This is a genomic window from Candidatus Cryptobacteroides sp., assembly GCF_056207615.1.
This window is the reverse complement of the sequence record NZ_JBAEER010000178.1, coordinates 1-14,387: the sequence shown is the minus strand read 5'-3', so window position 1 is coordinate 14,387 and position 14,387 is coordinate 1. Positions and strand designations below refer to the sequence as shown.

11 protein-coding genes and 1 pseudogene are annotated in these 14,387 nt (G+C 50.7%); 3 read left to right on the top strand and 9 right to left on the bottom strand.

Features of this window, described 5'->3' with window-relative positions:
• A pseudogene (locus AC06ND_RS09715) lies at positions 1–281 on the top strand (bifunctional endo-1,4-beta-xylanase/feruloyl esterase); the annotation flags it as partial.
• Positions 282–393: 112 nt separating this feature from the next.
• Positions 394–1,101: an SIMPL domain-containing protein gene (locus tag AC06ND_RS09710; RefSeq protein WP_475678779.1), complete on the top strand. Its 708-nt coding sequence runs from the start codon at positions 394–396 to the stop codon at positions 1,099–1,101.
• Positions 1,102–1,190: 89 nt separating this feature from the next.
• Here AC06ND_RS09710 and AC06ND_RS09705 read toward each other — a convergent pair whose 3' ends face one another.
• The 8 genes from AC06ND_RS09705 to AC06ND_RS09670 are packed head-to-tail and all read right to left on the bottom strand — an operon-like array spanning position 1,191 to position 12,461.
• Positions 1,191–2,282 carry a TlpA family protein disulfide reductase gene (locus tag AC06ND_RS09705; protein ID WP_475678778.1) on the bottom strand — a complete coding sequence of 364 codons (1,092 nt, stop codon included), beginning with the start codon at positions 2,280–2,282 and terminating at the stop codon, positions 1,191–1,193.
• 12 nt (positions 2,283–2,294) lie between these two features.
• Positions 2,295–3,407 (bottom strand): redoxin domain-containing protein, encoded by a 1,113-nt coding sequence (locus AC06ND_RS09700; RefSeq protein WP_475678777.1) that lies wholly within the window; start codon positions 3,405–3,407, stop codon positions 2,295–2,297.
• A gap of 8 nt (positions 3,408–3,415) precedes the next feature.
• Positions 3,416–4,771, bottom strand: coding sequence for a TlpA family protein disulfide reductase (locus AC06ND_RS09695; RefSeq protein ID WP_475678776.1), 1,356 nt, complete (start codon positions 4,769–4,771; stop codon positions 3,416–3,418).
• 28 nt (positions 4,772–4,799) lie between these two features.
• A complete protein-coding gene (locus AC06ND_RS09690; RefSeq protein WP_475678775.1) occupies positions 4,800–6,095 on the bottom strand; it encodes a BACON domain-containing protein in 1,296 nt (431 codons plus the stop codon).
• A 22-nt stretch (positions 6,096–6,117) separates the two neighbouring features.
• Positions 6,118–7,515 carry a RagB/SusD family nutrient uptake outer membrane protein gene (locus AC06ND_RS09685; protein ID WP_475678774.1) on the bottom strand — a complete coding sequence of 466 codons (1,398 nt, stop codon included), beginning with the start codon at positions 7,513–7,515 and terminating at the stop codon, positions 6,118–6,120.
• Between the two features lie 3 nt (positions 7,516–7,518).
• Positions 7,519–11,040: a SusC/RagA family TonB-linked outer membrane protein gene (locus AC06ND_RS09680; protein WP_475678773.1), complete on the bottom strand. Its 3,522-nt coding sequence runs from the start codon at positions 11,038–11,040 to the stop codon at positions 7,519–7,521.
• A gap of 11 nt (positions 11,041–11,051) precedes the next feature.
• Positions 11,052–11,912, bottom strand: coding sequence for a FecR family protein (locus tag AC06ND_RS09675; protein ID WP_475678772.1), 861 nt, complete (start codon positions 11,910–11,912; stop codon positions 11,052–11,054).
• Positions 11,913–11,942: 30 nt separating this feature from the next.
• Complete coding sequence (locus AC06ND_RS09670; RefSeq protein ID WP_475678771.1) at positions 11,943–12,461, bottom strand: sigma-70 family RNA polymerase sigma factor; 519 nt, start codon at positions 12,459–12,461, stop codon at positions 11,943–11,945.
• Between the two features lie 78 nt (positions 12,462–12,539).
• Here AC06ND_RS09670 and AC06ND_RS09665 point away from each other — a divergent pair, with 78 nt between their 5' ends.
• On the top strand, positions 12,540–13,391 hold the full coding sequence (locus AC06ND_RS09665; protein ID WP_475678770.1) for a patatin-like phospholipase family protein: 852 nt from the start codon (positions 12,540–12,542) through the stop codon (positions 13,389–13,391).
• 2 nt (positions 13,392–13,393) lie between these two features.
• On the opposite strand, the gene AC06ND_RS09660 is transcribed toward AC06ND_RS09665, so the two are convergent.
• A partial coding sequence (locus tag AC06ND_RS09660; protein ID WP_475678769.1) for a glucuronyl esterase domain-containing protein occupies positions 13,394–14,387 on the bottom strand: 994 nt, incomplete at its 5' end.

Sequence of the window (14,387 nt, the reverse complement as noted above, 5' to 3'; positions counted from 1 at the left end):
TGGAAACTCACGCAATCACTCTCGCACGTCCTGAGGTATTCGGTAGCTACGGTCTCCTTTCAGGTGGTACCTACAGCGTAGAGGAGCTTGCTGGCCGCAAGGTTGACTACATCTTCCTCAGCACCGGTGAGAAGGAGTCTCCAGCTCAGATCAACGCAGCAGGAGAGGCTCTCAAGGCAGCTGGTTACAACGCACAGGGTCACGTTTCTCCTGGCACAGCTCATGAGTTCCTTACCTGGCGTCGTGCTCTCTACACAATGGCTCAGGGTCTTTTCAAGTAGGATTTGAAGATATACGACAATGAAGGCCAGGCTCATGAAGCCTGGTCTTTTTTTATGCCACGGCATGAGTTATGCTACACAGGCGGGCATTGGAACTTTAATCATGAAAGATATGAAAGACAACAAATGGTTTGCACCGACTATACTTGCGCTCGCGATAGTGATCGCAGGACTGTCATTACGTTCAGGAATGGTCGCAGTCAAGGATCGCGACCGCAAGGTAAGCGTGAAAGGTCTCGCCGAGAAGGAGGTCATGGCGGACAAGGTGATATGGCCTCTCGTATATCAGGAAGTCGGAAACGACCCCAACCAGATGTATTCCATCATCGAGTCGAAGAACTCTGCGATCGTGTCCTTTCTCAAGGCCGGCGGCGTGAACGAAGCCGAAATCAGCATCAACCCTCCTGCCATAACTGACCGCAGGGCCTACGACTACGGAGAGAACAACATCGCAAGCCGCTACAAGGCCACAAGCGTGATCACCGTCACCAGCAACAACGTCGACAAGATCCGCGCCTTGATGAACCGCCAGGGCGAGCTGATGAAGCAGGGCATTCCTATCATCTACGAAGAGTACGGCGAGAACCGTATCGTGTATGAGTTCACCGGTCTGAACGAAATCAAGCCGGCAATGGTCGAGGAGGCGACAAAGAACGCCCGTGCGACTGCGCAGAAGTTCGCCGAGGATTCCCACAGCAAGGTAGGAAAGATCAGCCACGCAAGCCAGGGACAGTTCTCGATCTATGACCGTGACGCCAACTCTCCTTACATCAAGAACGTGCGCGTCGTGATCACCATGGATTACCTCCTGGAGGACTAGACAAATGCCAGGCAGTAAAAGAAGAAGCCCGAGGCATCACTGCCGCGGGCTTCAATTGTTCAGTATTTATGTCGAATGATTGTTGGGTTCTATTTAAGACATTCGCCGACCTCAGCAGCAAGGTCGCTGCCCTCACCTACGACGATCTTCGCGATCTTTCCTTCAGGATCGATGACGACGAAGGTTGGGAAGCCGTCGACTGCATACTGAGCGTCGAGGGCCACCTCAGCAGGATTGTACACCTGAGTCCAGGTCATGATCTTGATCTCCTCGAGGCCCTTCTTCCACTCGATCTCAGAATCGTGACAGTCAACGCTTATGACAGTGAGTTTGTCTGCGTATGTCTCTGACACAGCCTTGACCTTTGGCATGCCTTCCACACACCAGTGGCACCAAGTTCCCCAGAAATCGAGCATGACATAGCGACCGCGGAGCGATGAGAGGGTAAGGTCACTACCGTCAAGGGTCTTGAGGGTGAAGTCCGGAGCCTCAACGCCGACCTTAATATACTCCCTAGCCTGCTTGGCGATCTCCGCGCCATGAATGGCGACATGCTTCTTATTGATCAGGAACGCCATCTTGCCGTTTCTCGCGCGCTCGGTAAGTAGAGTCTCTCCCCTGTCGAAAAGGGCCACACGGAGAGTTGACACAAGGTAAGCCGAGAAATCGCTGTCCGGATGAGCCTTGATAAAGTTGAGAGCGACTGTTCCCTTTTCCTGCTCAACCTCATCCTTCACCTTTTCATAGCTGACGATTGGTCGTGTGCCTTCCCTCTCAGCCTTATCCATGATAAGGAGGGCCTCAAATACTCTTGCATCAAGTTCCCTTGTCATTTCGTGGAACTCACCCATATCCTGATAAAACTGCGATCCGGAGATTGTGTAGTCAGTCAGGCTTCCGTTGATGACCAGCCTCTCATCAGGTACGAAGTATATGTTCTGGTAGGTAATGAAATTGCTCTTGTCATAGATAAGCAAATTACCTGACTCATCGGCGATGTCCATAGAGAAACTGCCGTCCTTCATTTCCACGTCCTTCATGAACTCGAGTCCTGTACCAAGGTCGGAGGCGAAGCTGATGCCAAGTCCGTCGACATCACTGATGTTACCGCAGAACTGAGCCTTAGGTCCGCATGAGACCATCGCGAATGCCGCAAATGCGGCTATGATTACTTTTTTCATGTTGATTATTTTTTATTCAAGGCATGCACCGACTTCCTCAACGAAGTTTCTGCTCTCACCAACGAAGATCTTCTTTATGACGCCCTGAGGGTCGATGATCACGAAAGTAGGGAAAGCCTCAACGAGGAACTGAGCATCGACGGCAACAGTCCTAGGATTGTATACCTGAGTCCATGTCATGATACCTGAATCCTCTACGCCCTTACGCCATTCTGCCTCAGAATCGTTGCAGTCTACGCTTACAACGCTGAGCTTGTCCGCATACTTTTCTGCAATCTCGGCAACCTTAGGCATACCTTCCACGCACCAATGGCACCATGCTCCCCAAAAATCGAGCATAACATAGCGTCCACGAAGTGAAGACAGAGTGAAATCCGAGCCATCGAGAGTCTTTAGGGTAAAGTCAGGAGCTGTCGAACCCACATAGACCTTGCCTTCAGCCTCGGCACGGGTACGCTTTGCGACGTCATCACCCATGTTCCTGAGTTCCGCCTTGTCGAGAAGATACTTCAGCTTGCCATTCTTGGCCTTATCGGTAAGAAGTGACTCTGCCCTCTCGAAAAGAGACTTACGTATATTGGACACGAGATACACCGAGAAATCGCTGTCAGGATGTGACTTTATGAAGCTGAGCGAAATCTGGTCCTTCTCTTCGTCGGTACTCTGCTTCACTCTTGCGTAATCGATGCTAGGTTCTCGACCTTCCTTGGCAGCACTATCCATCTCAAGCACTGCCTCAAGGACTTTGTGGTCAAGTTCCTTGGTAAGCTCATGGTACTCTCCCATATCCTTATAGAAAGGAGTTCCGGAAATCTTGAAGTCAGAGACCTTGCCTTCCATCACGACCTTCTCGTCCTTGGCGAGATAAAGTTGGATGAAGGTAGCTGGCTGGTTCTTCGATATAAGGAAAAGTTCGCCTGGCTCATTGCAGATGTCGAACGCGAACTTTCCGTTCTCGATTCCGTCGTAAGTGTCAAGAATCTGGATCCCGGTGTCATTGTCAGACTGGAAACCATAAGAGAACACATCGGCGTCAGAAAGACATCCGCTAAGCTGAGCACTCGGTTCTGAACTGCATGCAATCAGAGCGAAAGCAACAGAAGCTACTATAAATACTCTTTTCATTTTTAATACTATTTCAAAGCAGCTCTGAGAGATTCGAGAAGATCTGGATCAGAAGGACGTCCTGCATTCACAGATGCTATTGTTCCGTCAGCATTGATAAGCATGAAACGAGGAATGCCGCTTACACCGTAATCCCTTGAAATTGCTTTCTGACCGTCCTTGGTAGCAAGGTACTGTGGCCACTCGCTGTTGTCCTCTGCAAGCTTGGCAGTCCAATCGTTCCTATTGTCATCGATGGAGATGCTGATGCATACAATCTCAGGATTCTCACCGAGAGAGGCAACGAACTTTGCGAGATGAGGAATCTCCTCACAGCATGGACCACACCAAGAAGCCCAAAGGTCGATATAGAGAGGCTTACCCTGGAAGTCGGCAAGGTGCTTGATGTTTCCGTCGATATCCTCGAATTCGATCTCAGGTGCAGCAACGCCTGGGCCAAGGCTCATGGCATTCTCAATCATCTTGCAGAGATTCTCGTCAGGATTCTTCACATTCTCCTTATAGTATTCGTATGCATCCTTGAGGGTCTTGCTGCCACCCATGGAAGCGTAGCTCTGAAGCACTGCTGCGATTCCCTCTTCCTTCCTTGACTGCTTGCTGCTGAAATCAGCAACGGCACGGAGAGCCTCCCTGAGATTGATGTCAGGGAACATGTAAGGAACATTCATTGCGTAGAACTGAATCATGCTGGAATATTCCTCGTCGGTCATCTTAGGAGCATTCGCGATAGCATCGAGGTATGACTGCTCAGGACGATACACACCGCTGGCAGAGGTCCTGATGAAAGGATAATAGAACTTGTACGAAAGCTCGTATGAGTTCATCTCCTTGGTGTAATAGTCGATGAATCCCTTGTTGTTTGTTGCCTTGAGCTCTTCTCTGAGGGGAGCTGCTGCATGCTCTATTCCTGCAGAAAACTCTTCAAAAGAGCCGCAAGCGAGAAGTCCATCAATCACGGAGTCAGAATAGCGGAAGCCCTTCCAGTAATCTCTCATGAAGAGATTCTCCTTGCTGCCTTCGCCCGTAAACTCGAAATCAGTCTCAGATCCGCTGGTCATATCGAACACTGCGTTGTAATGCTTGCCCTGTTCTAGACAAACACGGTACATATACCTGTCTGCAAAGATTGCGCAGTCATACATATCCTTTCCGAACTGTACCTCAGTGTTGAATGTTCCATCCTCAGCTACAACTATCTGGATTTCCTGATACTCACCAGTCTCAGTCGGGATGAAGAACTCTACATACTCACCGCCGTAGCCGATGAACTTGCCTTCGAAGGTGGTCGGTGCACCAGCCTTTGGAGAACTGGTGCATGCCGCCATAATCAATGCAGCGGAAGCTGCAATAAAAGTCTTTTTCATTAGATATGATAATAGGCCATTGATTCAGTTAGTCCTCATCGCCATAATCGGCAGAGTTGACAAGATCAATTGAGATAGTGGTCATGTAGAAATAGAAATCCTCACCTTCCGCAGGCATCATTGATGCGAAGATAGAGTAAGTTCCATCCTCCTGCTTGGTTAGGATGAGGCTGGACATGCCGTCAGCGGCAAAAACGTCACCATCATTGAAGATGATGCCTGAACCCATAGGGAACCTGATATCGCCGAGCTCGATCATACTACCGATCTCGAGTGTACCTGCCTTTCCGGTATCGTCTGGATCCTCTGGATTAGAGTACATACCTGAGAGGTCCATATCCTCACTGAACTCTGCCATTTCCATATAGAATGGGAAGATACTCCTGGTATTGTTGGTCTCTGAACCAGAATAGAGCATGAGAGTCATTGACGCAGCTCCGAACTCATTCTCACCATTGTATGAGCAGACTGCAGAGTAGATATTGTCGGCTGGGCCAATCTTTTCGCTTGGGTATGTTGCACCCTCAAGGTCAAGTTCGACCTCACCCTCGAACGCATACTTGTATTCAGTGCCCTCGGCATCCTTGAAATCGATCTTAAGGATTCCGTCCTTTACTTCCATAGTGCCCTCGGCCATGGCGATAGTAGATTCGTCAATACCTTCGAAGAAAGTTCCGAAAGAGAAACTCTCTTTTCCGTCCTCGGTAGTCGCATAACTGCCAGGAACCCAAGTCTTAGGTACTGCAAAATAAGATGTCATCTTGTCCTGACCTGCTGTATATAAGCCCTCTGAAAGAACGACCTCCTCAGGAGAAGTAAATAGATCAGTGAAGAGAGTGATCGATATCCTGTTACCATCAGAATCCGTTACGCTAAGGAAACCCATGCCGCCGTAATTCTCGGTCTGAGGCTTGTTGAACATATAGAGCATGGTTCCGGCATACTCCATCTTTGCAGAAGCAAGAGGGAGGTAACCAGCAACTGCTGATCCCATGTTCTGCTTGACCTCAATCTCGCATGAAGACTTGGAGTCGGAAACCGTGACTTTGGTTGACCTTGGATCTTTGCTCTCGTTTGCTGCAGCAGTAAGGACGATCTCCTTGCCGCTCACCTCAGCGGTAAGCCAAGCTGCGTCTGACTTTGCTGTGAAGGTCGCGTCCTGCGACTTGACGGCAACCTTGAGAGTACCACCCTCACCCTCGAAAGTCACTGACTTGGGAGACACTGAGATTGGTTCTGGCTTTGTTTCCGGTTTGTTGTCATTAGTACATGAGACAATGCTCATGAGAGCAGCGATTGCCGCCAATGCTAAGTACTTTTTCATATACAATTAATTTGGTTGATTGTTATTTATCGTATTCTGGGTGCCAAAGGAGAACTGATGGCGGAATCTGGAACCAGAGCCTGTCCTCCGTGAGGGTATAGGTCTCCGATCCGACTGTATGGACATACATAGGTTTGAGATACTGGAAGAGTGGATCATCCCATACTCGCCTCATCTCGAACCAACTTGTACCGAATCCGATTTCCTCTCTCATGCGCTCTTCGAACGCGAACACGGTCATCTGTTCAGCACTTACCACGTCTGCAGGAATACCCTCATGACCAGGATTCATCCTATGTCTCCTGAGTTCAACGAGAACTTGTGCTGCCTCATCTGTCTTGTTTGCCCTGGCAAGGCACTCTGCATACATGATATAGAGATCCGGCACGCCGACACCGATGTTGCTCTTGATTGTGCTCATGTTTGCAGAATAGAAGTTAGAGCTCTTGAATGACTTGTATGCACTTTCTCCGGTAGTAATGGATGAAAGCGTTGAGAGTCGGGTATCCTTCAAGTCATAGTAGAAGGTCTTCAGGACATCGTTCCTCACACCGAACAAAAGCATGTTGTACATTCCGCCGTACACGGCTGGCCAAAGACGATTCATCGAACCGAGGTTGAAGAGAAGTTCCGGATTCTCATAGTCATAGACGATGAAATCGACCTCTCCGTCCGGAGTCAATCTCTCATAGTAATTGGTGAGTCCACACTCCGGGTGGGCCTTCACTGCCGCCATCGCCTCGCAGAACTGAGCCTCAGCCTCGGAGTATCTGCCGAGCATGAAGAGCACCTTTCCGTAGAGTGCAAGGCCCGAGGTCTTGAACACTCTCATGCAGTGTTCCTGGGTATCTTCGAGCTGAGGAACTGCCTCCGCCATCTCGCTGAGCACGAATTCGATCACCTCTTCCCTGGTGTGGAGAGAGAAGTCGCCTCCCATGGTAGAGGCTGTCTTGATGATAGGTACGTCACCGAAGAACTCGGACATGAGGAAGGTACAGTATGCGCGCAGCATACGAGCCTCAGCCTGGAGGGCGAGCCTCTTCTCCGGTGTGCCATCCTCGGCGTCGAGAACCTGGTTAATGACGACGTTGTAATAGTAGAGCGCGGTCGTGAAAGAGTTCCACTCGCCGCAGTCCTCATCCTCACGGTACACGTTCTTCTCCCACTTGTAGGCGTTGGTCGCACGCGAGCCGATGGTGCTGTATGCATTGTCGAAACCGTCCTGGTCCATGAAGCACTCGAAGCACATATATGGGAAGGACTCATTCAACATATAAAGATCCTGACCTACGAGAAGGCCTTCGTAGTGTTCGATCTTCGATGCGATATCATAGCCACGAGGCTTGACGTTGAGGTAGTTCTCACATGAGGTGAGAAATACCATCGCTGTTGCAAATAAAGCTGCTGTTATCTTTTTCATGGCTTAGAATTCAATGTTGAGACTTGCTGAGACATAAGGGAAATACTTGTCGGCACGGGCTCCTCCAGAAAGGGAGAATGCCTCAGGATCGATACCCTGGCCGTTGAAGGCGATGGTCGCAAGGTTCGATGCGATGAGCCTTACGCTCATGCTCTGCATATTCATGGTCTTGCAGATATGAGCAGGAATCCTATAGCCGAATGAGACCTCCCTGAGCTTGATATACGAAGCATTGAGCACATTGTTGTCAGCATATCTGGAAAGATACGTAATATCGCTCTCGCTGATTGCGCTGTTCTTGAGAGAGTAATATGCAGGGACATCAGTAGTGATTTCATCACCAGGCTTCTGCCACCTCTTCGCGAAATCATGGTGGAGATTCTCACAGAAGCGATAAGAGTTCTTGGTATTGACATCATTCCTCATCACATGTCCGAAGTTGTAGACGAACATGATGTTGAGGTCGAAGCTGCCAAGGCGGAAGGTGTTGGAAAGTGATCCGAAGATAGGAGCCACTGTGGTTCCACGGTACTTGACTGCGTCGACAGAGTCGATGTCGGTGATTGAGCGTACCGGATTGCCCTTGGAATCATATACTCGAGGCATACCGTCCTCAGGATCGAGACCAGCCCAGTCGTAAGCGAAGATGGTTCCAAAAGGATATCCCTTCCAATAGTCGTAACCTATCATCACATATGGGCTCTCAGGCTGCTCGAGATACATATCCACGAGCTTGTTCGCGTTGTAGGTGAAGGTGAAGTCCGTGGTCCACTGGAAGAGCGCCTTCTGGATGTTGACGCTGCTCAGAGAGAGCTCTACTCCGCGGTTGGTCATCGTTCCGAGATTCGAGAGCACATTCTTGAAACCGGTGGTAGGATCCACTGGGACATGCGCGAGGAGATTAGTCGTCCTCTTGTCGTAGAGGTCGATGCTACCGTCGAGACGGTTACCAAGGAAGGCGAAATCCACACCGAGGTTGACCGTACGTGTCTTCTCCCAGGTAAGCTTGTCGTTCGCTGGTGTCACCACCTGATATCCGAGACCGAAACGGCTGTAAGCAGGATCGGATGTCGACTTGAGGATATCGTATGGACCGCCCTCTCCCGGATTTGGAGAGTTACCCGCATAACCGAAGCTTGCACGAACGTTGAGTCTGTTGATGAATCCATGCTGTCTTACGAAATCCTCCTTTCCTGCGTTCCAGATCGCACCTGCCGACCAGATAGGCTTGAACTGCACGCTCGGATCGCTACCGAAGAGGTTTGACTGATCGACGCGGATGCTGGCATTGACGGAGTACTTGTCCATGAGAGTATACGCACCGTTAGCGTACATTGACACGAATCGGTACTCGGTCTCGGACTGACCATAGGTATTAGGACTGAACATGTTCACGGTCGCAGATGCGATCGAAGGAAGCGCCGGGTTCTTGACGCCCTCTGTGGTTAGCTGGTAGTCGTTGTAGAGGATATGCTCCATGGTCTGGTAATCATAGCCCCTAAGGAAAGAGTTATGTCCGGCGCTGAGACGATCACTGAACTCGAAACCAGCAAGCGCACTCACCCTATGCATGAGCTGGTCACCGAATCCGAGATCAAGGTTGAGCTGGTTACGCACGGTATATGAGCTCTCGCGACGGTCAGACACGGTATAGTTGCCACCAGACGAAGGAAGGAAGCTCTCTCCGTCCATGTTGGTAGCCATGTTTCGGTCAAACCTGACTGAATATGAATCAGCAGGGACGAACTGCTCGCCACCTCCGTTGGTGAGTGAGTACTGGAAACGTCCCTCATAGCTGAGCCACTTGGTGAAGTTGATCTTCAGACCGGCATTCGCATTGACACCTGTAGACTTCGTGGTCGAATAGGTATTGCGGAAGTCCTTGACTGGATAGTAGTCGAGGGATACACCAGTAATCTTCTCCACGCTGGCCTGGTAAGCCGGTGTCATGATATAGTTGGTATGGGAAAGCTCATTACCCTGCTCATCGAAGTAGCTTATGTACGGGATGTCACTGATATTAGGGGTCGCATAGGTACGAGCCTTAGAATGATATGCAGTGACTGAAAGATCGAGCGTTGCCCACTTGGCGATATGGAACACGTCGCGGAAGAAGAACTTGTAGTCATCCACATTATCCTTATGAGAACCCTTGCTCCTCTGATACTCGAGCGAAGCGTAGAAGTTGCTCTTGTCATTTCCTCCGGAGAAAGAGAGAGAATGGTTCGTGAGGTATGAGTTGCTCATGAAGTACTTCTCATATTCCTTCCTTCCGTTGACCGACGCAAGCTTGTCAAGAAGAGCATCACGCTCATCAAGAGAGATTTCCTGATTGAAATACCTGTAGAGAGCATCCTCATGAGGGAAAACCACCCTGAAGTCTCCGCGAGAGAGACCATAGGAAGACTTGTTGACATCAGCCCACTTGTATGTCTGAGGATCAAACGCGTCAACCACTGCGTCTATGAACTCGCGGCTGGTCATCATATCCTGGTATGCGTAGTTCGGCTTGCCACGAAATGTGAAGCTGCCATTGTAGCTGATTGAGAGATTGTTCGAAGCAGAACCACTCTTGGTGGTCACGACGATGACGCCGTTCGCAGCCTGCGCGCCCCAGATCGAAGCTGCTGTCGCATCCTTGAGGAAGTTGATGGATTCCACATCATTAGGGTTCACCATCTTGTCCATCTGGCTCTTTGTCATAGAGACTCCGTCCACGATGAAGAGAGGCTCAGTCTTGGAGTTGATCGACGACACACCACGGATAAGGTATTTCACGCCGTCACCAGTCTGGCTGACACTGAGTCCAGCGGCACGTCCTTCGAGGCTCCTGAGGATGTTACCCTCCACGTTAGCCTGACTCTGGACCTTAGCTCCGGATACATTTGAGAACGAACCGGCAGAGCGCTCACGCGAAAGGGTCTGGTAACCGGTAACGACGATCTGGTCGAGTGCGTTCACCTCCTCTTCGAGAATGACATTGATCGTGCTGCGCCTTCCGATCTGCTCGGAAATCTCCCTCATTCCGATGAAATTGAAAACGAGGGTCGTGTTCGGATCAGAAGGAACCTCGAGACTGTAACGTCCGTTCATGTCGGTGAAGGTACCGTTGCGAGAGCCGGCAATCATTACGTCAGCACCGGCGAGTGGATCACCTGTATTGTCGGTGACGGTTCCTTGGACAAGCCTGGTTCTGGCTCCGTTTGATACTGGTGTCTGAACGACCTCCGGCACAGAAAGCGCGATCTGCTTGCCCATGATGGTATACTTGATACCGCAGGGGTCAAAGACCTGATCAAGGATTTCAGTGAGAGAGTCACTCTCGACGTCCACGCTGACAGTCTTGGAGACGTCGATAAGGTCATTGTTGTAGACAAACCTGTAGTCGCTCTGGGCTGCGATGATCTTCATCGCGGTAGAAAGTGGCTGATTGTCCACAAAGACCGAATACCGGCTCTGCGCATGAAGGGCAATACCAATCATGAGGGAAATGCAGAGCATGATGATTCGTTTCGTTGTACTCATTTATTATACTGTTAGTTCTTTGGTTTTAAACTTACGATACCGTCCTCGACCTTGTAGTCAAGGCGAGAAGTGAGACAGAGCAGGTCGAGGACCTCGGAAAGGGTCTCAGACTTGAACTCCGCAGTGAAAGAAGATCGGTAGATGGCCTCATCCGACACGTTCACCTTGACTCCGTACCACCTCTCGATCTGGGCGATGGTCTCGCTCATCGGCGTGTGGTCGAACTTGAGGATGCCCTTGGTCCAGACGGTGGACTCTACAGGAGCCTCAACGACATTCACATTGTGGAAATTATTCGTGATCACGACTTCCTGGGAAGGTTCGACATAGATCACCTCTTTCTTCGGGGTAGTAAGTTCAACCGAGCCCTGGATAAGGGTAAGGTCGAACTTCGATCCGTCAGAGAAGCACTTGAGATTGAACTTGGTACCGGTGACGGTCACGAGCACGTCCTGAGGTGTCTTGATGAGGAACGGGACGTTCTTGTCCTTGTGGACATCGAAATAGCCCTCACCATCGAGATAAACGGTCCTCGTGCCTGTGCCGAAATCGTTGGCAAGCCGGAGGGAGCTTCCGCTGTTAAGGGTCACGAGAGTACTGTCAGGAAGGACTATGTTACCCTGAAGAGAGCTGTTCACGGTGTAGACTATCTCAGCATCTGCCACGAGTTCGGTCCGGGCAGGTACTTCACGGAGTTTCTTGGAAAGGATGGTGGTAGTGGTCGCAAAGATGATGGCCGCAGAAGCTGCCGCGACGGCAACATACCTGTAAATACGATTATTGCCTCTGGTATGAGGGAGTTCAGGCATTTCGCCTGTGTATACGGAATCCGGAAGGGACTCGAATACATTCTTATTGTAGTTAACGCGCATACTACATATACGAGAAAACTACACTCTACCCTAAAACGATTCCTTGATTTTTCTGAAATTTTTCAGAGCCTGTGAAATTCTGTACTCGATGGCCTTGACGCTCACATGCTCTCTCTTAGCGATTTCCGTGTTCGAGAGACCTTCCCTACGACTCATCAGGAAAGTATTCCTGGTCTTCTCAGGAAGCTGGTCGAAAGTCTTATCGATGAGGCGGGAAAGGTCCAAAGCATTAATCTGGGCGTCGAGACTCTCGTCCTCAAGATAGGCATAGGCATCAAGTGATTCCGTATCAGTCTTTGTCCTGAGATAGTCCAGAGCCTTATTTCTTGCGATCGTAAAGACAAGGGCGCGAACATTACCGTCCACGTTTAGATGATCCTTGGTTTCCCATATCTTGAGCAGGGATTCCTGGGCTATATCCTCTGATTGTTCCTTGGAGATTGCGTAGTTGCTGACGAAATGGACGAGGTTGTTCCTCTCCATTCTGTAGAATATTTCGAAGGCAGATTCATCACCCTCCCTGATTGCAACAAGGAGTTCCTTACCCAATAATTGTGACCTCTGAACCGACAATACTACTAACTTTGACGATGCAAATATAGAAAAATCTTCACTAAATTTGCATTCATGACAAATGGGAAGAAGATAGGATTGGTACTCGAAGGCGGCGGGATGAGAGGTCTCTACACTGCCGGAGTCATGGACGTGATGATGGATCATGGATTCATGCCGGACTTAATCTGCGGCACTTCCGCGGGCGTAACCTTCGGAGTAAACCTGCCTTCCGGACAGCGTGGCAGAGTCCTTCGCTACAACACCAAGTTCGTCGGAAGGAGGGACTATGTCAGCTTCTGGTCCCTGCTCACTACAGGAAACGTCGTCAACACGGAATTCGCCTACGACAAGCTGCCAAGAGTGCTTGACCCATTCGACAATGAGACCTTCAAGTCTTCGGGGACCGAATTCTATGCGACTGCAACCAATGTCCTCACCGGAAAACCGGAGTACCTCAGACTCACAGACCCGGACCGCGAGATGGACATCATCCGCGCTTCGGCTTCCCTACCTTTCCTATCCAAGATGGTCCACATCAACGGAGTGCCCTACCTCGACGGTGGCGTGAGCGACAATATCCCATTGGACAAGTGCATGTCCACAGGCTGCGATCGCATAGTCGTCGTGCTCACCCGTCCCCTCTCCGACTGCCACTCCGAGAACCTGGACCGCCTCTGTAAGCTTTTCTATCCGAAGAGGAGGGAATTCCTTTACACCTGCGCCCACAGAAGCGAGAACTACGACAAGAGAATCGCCCAGATAGCCCGTCTCGAACAGGAAGGCAAGATCTTCGTGATACGTCCTTCGCGCCTTGAGAAAGTCGGAAGACTCGAAAAAGACGCAAAGAGACTCAAGGCGCTCTACGATCTTGGCGTAGAAGACAGCTTGAGTCTCTGGAATTCGCTTGAGGATTACCTCAGATAGTCTTATTTCTGTCCCTTCACGACATATTTGTCGAACATATCGAGGAAGTATGGCCAGTTAGGACCCGGCTCATGTCCGCCGTCGTGCATACGGAACGCAAGGCGTCCGCCCATGAGTCCCACGTTCATGCCCGGGAAGGCGTCCACGCGCATCTTTGCGTTCTCTTCCGCCTGTGCGCCGCTCTCGCCGTAGCCATACTTGAGTCCGCCGCCACAAACGAGATCATAAACAGGAGAAGCCATATACGCAGTCATGTGCATACCAATGAGGTCCTGCCACTTGTCTGCAGAGAATGTACCGCTGGAGATGAGCACAGGACGTGGTGCGCAGATAGCTACGAGCTCATGCTGATCAACCAACATATCCGCTGCCGAATATGGATCGCTCGCATATTTGATGAAGTTTCCGCACATCCAGTGATATTCGCTGCTCGCCGCGATGTTCTCTACGGTCTCGCCGCAGAAACGTCTCCATGGAGCTGTACCGCCCTTTCCTGCTGAAGATGGGAACGACGCTGCGATCCTATCGTCGAAAACGGCTGCCACCAGCGCAGTCTTTCCATATCTGGAGTTGCCCTCGACTGCAACCATGGTCGCGTCGAACTGAGGCTCGCTCTCGAAATAGTCAACGAGCTTCGACGCTCCCCAACCCCATGCGCGGAGAGTGCCCCAGTCGCTAGGCTTGCGGTATTCGCCCTTGTTGCAGAGTCCGATGATACCCTGACGGAGGCCATGTGCGCCGTCTGCCTGGAAGGAGGTCGGATTGATTGTACAGGCTGCCCAGCCACGCTCCACCACCTGCTCAGTCCAAGGTTTGCGCTGAGGACCGGCGTTAGGGCCCATAGGCATCCTCATCGGCATGTTGCCCATGATGAAGCCGAACTCCATGATGACAGGAATGTTCTTAGGTGCGTTCTCCGGCCATACGATTTCTGCCTGGATGGTGACCTCGATCGCAGGATATGAGGAATTGTCGACCACTCCCGCGAGCTGCCTG

Bases quoted from the DNA above. Each gene is read 5' to 3' on its own strand.
- AC06ND_RS09710 (WP_475678779.1), top strand. From the start codon at position 394: ATGAAAGACAACAAATGGTTTGCACCGACTATACTTGCGCTCGCGATA.
- AC06ND_RS09690 (WP_475678775.1), bottom strand. From the start codon at position 6,095: ATGAAAAAGTACTTAGCATTGGCGGCAATCGCTGCTCTCATGAGCATT.
- AC06ND_RS09705 (WP_475678778.1), bottom strand. From the start codon at position 2,282: ATGAAAAAAGTAATCATAGCCGCATTTGCGGCATTCGCGATGGTCTCA.
- AC06ND_RS09700 (WP_475678777.1), bottom strand. From the start codon at position 3,407: ATGAAAAGAGTATTTATAGTAGCTTCTGTTGCTTTCGCTCTGATTGCA.
- AC06ND_RS09695 (WP_475678776.1), bottom strand. From the start codon at position 4,771: ATGAAAAAGACTTTTATTGCAGCTTCCGCTGCATTGATTATGGCGGCA.
- AC06ND_RS09685 (WP_475678774.1), bottom strand. From the start codon at position 7,515: ATGAAAAAGATAACAGCAGCTTTATTTGCAACAGCGATGGTATTTCTC.
- AC06ND_RS09680 (WP_475678773.1), bottom strand. From the start codon at position 11,040: ATGAGTACAACGAAACGAATCATCATGCTCTGCATTTCCCTCATGATT.
- AC06ND_RS09675 (WP_475678772.1), bottom strand. From the start codon at position 11,912: ATGCGCGTTAACTACAATAAGAATGTATTCGAGTCCCTTCCGGATTCC.
- AC06ND_RS09665 (WP_475678770.1), top strand. From the start codon at position 12,540: ATGACAAATGGGAAGAAGATAGGATTGGTACTCGAAGGCGGCGGGATG.